Here is a 3,614-nt window from a genome sequence, read left to right on the forward strand (position 1 = left end):
CACCGAGTTCAGGGTCGCCCGCATGGAGCGCCAGGCGGACGGCAGCTACAAGAAGGTCTACGTCACGATGCGGCGTCCGGTGACCACCATCGAGCGCGACCCGGCGCGCGCCGGCGGGCGGTTCTGGGAAGGCGACTGATCGAATCCCAGCGTGGGCTCGCAACCCGGGGCTGGGACGTCACCACCCGCTGATCGAGCTTGTCGAGATCCCCGCAGCCAGCGCTGGTAGGCGTCCCCTCACGAACTCAGTGGGGTCGGGTGCCTTCAATGCGGAGGTCTCGACAGGCTCGACCGGCGGTGGTGCGATCCCGGCGCCGGCCTCAGCCGCCGTCGTCGCTGCTGCCGGCGTCCTCGGCGGTGAGCAGGTCCTGTGCGAGCGTGGTCACGGTGTCCATGTCCGGTCCGACCACGACCGCGGAGGTGCCCGAGAGCGCCTTGGCCACGGCGTCGCCGATTGTGCCGGTGTAGGCCGACCACTTCCCGGTGCCGTAGCTGCTCAGGTCGACGTTGCCGGCCGGCTGGGCGCCCTCGAGGTACTGGTGGACGATCCCCTCGACCGACTTCTTGGACTGTGCGAGCGTCACGTCGGCGCCGTTCGCGTCGGTCAGGCGGATCCACCACTGCCCGCCCCGCTTGGGGGAGTAGGTCGCCTTCGTGACCGTCCATCCGGCGGGTACGCCGGAGGGGACCAGGGCCGGGAACCCGTCGCGGATCGCGTCCTTGACGGCCTTGTCGATGATCGGCGACGGCACCGGATCCCCGCTGTCGGACGGCGTCGCGGACGACGACTCGGTGGCCGACGGGGTCGGGCTGGCCGCAGGCGACGTGGAGCCGGAGGTGGGGTCGGTGGCGGTGGGGCTGTCCCCGTCCTCGTCGCCACACCCCACGACAGTGACGGCGACCAGCGCCAGCCCTGCCACTGCCTTCGGGATCCCGTGCATGCGTCCAGTGTGCCTTGTGATCCCACCGCTGAGCTTCACAACCTTGCCGACGGCGACCAACCTTCGCCGGTTCCGTTCCGTCGGGAAGAGGGCGGCAGGATGGCTTCGTCGCCGGACGAGTTTTGTGAAAGTTGTGACCAATGGGGCAGTTGTGGACTTAGAATCGGACAGGGCACACTGCTCCAGCGACACCGTCGATCCTCGGAGGCACACCACCATGACGGCCCTTCCCCCCGTCAGCAGCCGTCCCGCCGTCGTCCGGTCCCGGATGCGCGTGGCGTCGATCGCGGCCCTCATCGTGGGCCTGCTGGTCGCCGGGACCGCGCTCGCGGTGGCGGGCTCGGACCGGAAGGCCGACGAGTACGGCCAGATGGGGGCCAGCCCGGTCCCGGTGCCCAGCCCGGTCACCGGCCCGACGTCGTTCCGGGTGAGCTCGTTCAACGTGCTCGGCTACGACCACACCGAGCGGGGTGGCACCAAGAAGGGGATGGCCAACGGCGCGGTCCGGATGAAGTGGGGCGTGCAGCTGCTCAAGAGCCACCAGGTCGACGTGGTGGGGCTGCAGGAGTTCCAGCCGCCGCAGTACGACAAGTGGGTCAAGAAGGCCTCTGGGCTCTACGACATCTTCCCCGGCTACTCCGACACCGTCGGCTTCCTGCGCAACTCGATCGCCTGGCGCAAGGACAAGTTCCAGCTGGTCAGCACCACCTGGATCAAGCTGCCCTACTTCCACGGTGACGTGCTCCGCATGCCGGTGGTCCTGCTCCAGTCGCTGCAGACCGGCCAGCAGATCTACTTCATGAACTTCCAGAACCCCGCCGACGTGCGTGGCAACGCGCTGAAGTGGCGGCTGATCGGCCAGCGGCTCCAGATCGCCCTGGTCAACCAGCTGAGGAACAGCAACAACCTGCCCATCGTGTGGACCGGCGACATGAACTCCAAGCGCCAGGTCTTCTGCCGGGTCACCAAGCAGGCCGGCATGGTGGCCGCCAGCGGCGGCTTCCGCAGTCCCACGACCTGCCAGGCGCCAAAGGGCATGGTCGTCGACTGGATCTTCGGCTCGCAGGTGCAGTTCTCCAACTACGTCCAGGACCGCAGCCGCAAGGTGGCGCGGACGACCGACCACCACCTGCTCGTGGCCGACGCGCTCGTCCAGCCGGTCGAACCGGTGATCCCGCCGCCTCCGCCGCCTCCGCCGCCCACCGTGACCCCGACGCCTCCCACGCCGACCGCCACGACCACGCTGACGCCGAGCCCCTGAAGGTGATCCTGGCCACGGCGGGCCAGGTGAACGCTCGGTAACCTCGGCGCCATGCCGCGCCTGTGCGAGACCGATGGACTGACCGAGGACCAGACCGAGATCCTCAAGGCGGTCCGCACCTTCGTCGAGGAGCAGATCATCCCGGTGGCGACCGAGCTCGAGCACGCCGACGAGTACCCCCAGGAGATCGTCGACGGGCTCAAGGAGCTCGGCATCTTCGGGCTCACCATCCCCGAGGAGTACGACGGCCTCGGCGAGTCGCTGCTGACCTACGCGCTGTGCGTCGAGGAGATCGCGCGCGGCTGGATGAGCGTCTCCGGCGTCATCAACACCCACTTCATCGTCGCCTACATGCTGATGCGGCACGGCACCGAGGAGCAGAAGAAGAAGTACCTGCCCCGGATGGCCGCCGGCGAGGTGCGCGGCGCCTTCTCGATGTCCGAGCCGGGGCTCGGGTCCGACGTCTCGGCGGTCAAGACCAAGGCCGTCCGGGACGGTGAGAGCTGGCGCATCGATGGCCAGAAGATGTGGCTGACCAACGGCGGTACGTCGAACCTGGTCGCCACCCTCGTCCGGACCGGCCGAGAAGATGGGCAGAGCGGGGAGGAGTCGCCCTACCGGTCGATGACAACCTTCCTCGTCGAGAAGGAGGAGGGGTTCGGCGAGACCGCTCCTGGGCTCACCATTCCCGGCAAGATCGACAAGATGGGCTACAAGGGCGTCGACACCACCGAGGCGGTCTTCGAGGGCTACCGGACCACCGACGAGCAGATCCTCGGTGGCAGGACCGGCCAGGGCTTCTACCAGATGATGGACGGAGTCGAGGTCGGCCGGGTCAACGTCGCGGCGCGCGCGTGCGGCATCGCCAACCGGGCCTTCGAGCTCGCGATCGCCTACAGCCAGCAGCGCGAGACCTTCGGCAAGCCGATCGCCGAGCACCAGGCGATCCTGTTCCGGCTCGCAGAGATGGCGACCAAGGTCGAGGCCGCGCACGCCATGATGGTCCGGGCCGCCCGCATGAAGGACAAGGGCGAGCGCAACGACGTCGAGGCCGGGATGGCCAAGATGCTCGCCTCGGAGTACTGCAACGAGGTCGTCCAGGATTCCTTCCGCATCCACGGCGGCTACGGCTACTCCAAGGAGTACGAGATCGAGCGCCTCTACCGTGAGGCGGCGTTCATGCTCATCGGTGAGGGCACCAGCGACATCCAGAAGATGATCATCGGTCGGTCGTTGCTCAAGGACTACAAGCTGCGCTGAGGCCCCCGGCGCCGAGCCGTCACGATGGCTGAGGTGCGAGGCGCCCCGGCGCCGAGCCTCGAAGCCGGGTGACTCGGGGCTGGGACTCAGCCACCGGCGCGGGCGGCTCGCCACTCGGGGGCGAGGATGCTCCAGATCTCGGTGTCCCACCA

At 68.5% G+C, this 3,614-nt stretch carries 3 protein-coding genes; 2 read left to right on the top strand and 1 reads right to left on the bottom strand.

The features are described 5' to 3' along the window. Positions 1-320 precede the first annotated feature (320 nt). Positions 321-941, bottom strand: a complete 621-nt coding sequence (locus tag VFV89_RS04755) for a DUF4245 family protein (RefSeq protein WP_329704758.1) — start codon at positions 939-941, stop codon at positions 321-323. A 217-nt stretch (positions 942-1,158) separates the two neighbouring features. On the opposite strand from VFV89_RS04755, the gene VFV89_RS04760 reads away from it, so the two are divergent. Beyond that, positions 1,159-2,202, top strand: coding sequence for an endonuclease/exonuclease/phosphatase family protein (locus tag VFV89_RS04760; protein ID WP_329704759.1), 1,044 nt, complete (start codon positions 1,159-1,161; stop codon positions 2,200-2,202). 51 nt (positions 2,203-2,253) lie between these two features. After that, complete coding sequence (locus VFV89_RS04765; RefSeq protein ID WP_329704760.1) at positions 2,254-3,462, top strand: acyl-CoA dehydrogenase family protein; 1,209 nt, start codon at positions 2,254-2,256, stop codon at positions 3,460-3,462. Positions 3,463-3,614 lie beyond the last annotated feature (152 nt).

Source organism: Nocardioides sp. (genome assembly GCF_036274455.1).
In the GTDB taxonomy this organism is placed as follows: domain Bacteria; phylum Actinomycetota; class Actinomycetes; order Propionibacteriales; family Nocardioidaceae; genus Nocardioides.

Coding starts and splice junctions, on each gene's coding strand:
- VFV89_RS04765 (WP_329704760.1), top strand. CDS start 2,254: ATGCCGCGCCTGTGCGAGACCGATGGACTGACCGAGGACCAGACCGAG.
- VFV89_RS04760 (WP_329704759.1), top strand. CDS start 1,159: ATGACGGCCCTTCCCCCCGTCAGCAGCCGTCCCGCCGTCGTCCGGTCC.
- VFV89_RS04755 (WP_329704758.1), bottom strand. CDS start 941: ATGCACGGGATCCCGAAGGCAGTGGCAGGGCTGGCGCTGGTCGCCGTC.